The sequence below is a fragment of the Exiguobacterium sp. s101 genome (genome assembly GCF_018617835.1).
GTDB lineage: Bacteria > Bacillota > Bacilli > Exiguobacteriales > Exiguobacteriaceae > Exiguobacterium > Exiguobacterium marinum.
Genome location: NZ_JACSKX010000033.1, coordinates 1 through 1388, shown reverse-complemented (window position 1 = coordinate 1388; position 1388 = coordinate 1). Strand labels below are relative to the sequence as shown.

Sequence of the window (1388 nt, the reverse complement as noted above, 5' to 3'; positions counted from 1 at the left end):
ATGACGCTCATCTGTTTTCCTTGCCTTTGCTTTGTCGCCCTCTTGGGCACGCCGCTTTCCTGGGGGCGGTCAGGGAGCCGCATCGCCTTCGGCTGCTGGGTCTCCCTTAGCCCGCTAATCCCCTAGGAGTCGGCGTACCTTTCGGGGCGACGCTGTACGTCCGGATCGATACGCATTATACTGACAGAAATCAAACATCCTGGAGTCGATCCCGATGATGCCCGACCTTCCGAATATGCCGCCGAGCCCCTATTCGGCGCTTTACGACCTGTTGATTCCGGCCGATGACGAGCTGCGCCTCATCCATGACCTCGTCCCATTCGACTTCATCACCGACCTGCTTGCGGACACTTATTGTCATGACAATGGGCGGATGGCGGTCCATCCGGTCCGGATGTTCAAATACTTGTTCCTGAAAGCATATTCGAACCTTTCGGACGTTGACCTCGTCAGACGGGCGAAGACCGACCTCGCTTACAAATATTTTCTCGACCTTGCGCCGGAAGATGATGTCATCAACCCATCGTCGCTCACGAAGTTCCGCCGTCGCCGAGACCGAGATGCCCGAATTGATGGTGCGCGAACACATCCGCGACTGTGTGAACCTCGTACGCGAATTTTCGGAAGACGCGCACCTCGAACTCCGAGTCTCCCGAGACGCCGATGCCCGGACCGGGCACAAGAGTGCTGACTCCTCTTTTTTCGGGTACAGACATCATCTCGCGATGACAGAGGAAGGGATCATCACGGCTGTCGTCGTCACATCCGGGGAAGCCCCGGATGGACCCCAGTTGGCGAGCCTCGTGGAAAAGAGTCACCAAGCTGGCGCAGAGTTCGACCACATCGTAGGCGACGCGGCCTATTCAAGCCGTGACAATTTGATTTATGCCGCTTCGCAAGGGTGCAAGCTCGTCGCGCCATTGAACCCGCAAGTCTATTCGCCGGCAGCAAACCGTGGGGAAGGATTCACTTACAACAAGGATGCCGAGCGATATGTCTGCCCAGCCGGGCACATGGCGGTTCGGAAGGCACGTGGCGGACGGAAGAATGTCGGAGCGAATCAGGTGGAGACTTACTTCTTCAACACCGAGCTATGTAAAAAATGTCCGTTGCGTGAAGGGTGTTACAAGGACGGAGCCAAATCAAAATCCTACAGCGTGTCTATAAAATCGCGGGAACATAGCGATCAAATCGACTACGAGCAGACCGAAGACTTCAAGGACCACCGCCGGAAACGATTCGCCATCGAGGCGAAGAACAGCCAACTGAAGAACACGCACGGTCTGTCGCGAAACAAGACGTCAGACCTGAAAGGCATGACGTTACAGAGCGCAATGAGCATCGTCGCGGTCAATCTGAAGCGAATCATCGCCCTCAGGAAAGAAAAA

Annotated in this window: 1 pseudogene; it reads left to right on the top strand. The window is 55.8% G+C overall.

Annotated elements, in window-relative coordinates:
* Window positions 1-214: 214 nt before the first annotated feature.
* Window positions 215-1388 (top strand): annotated as a pseudogene (locus KNO76_RS13805) (transposase); the annotation flags it as partial.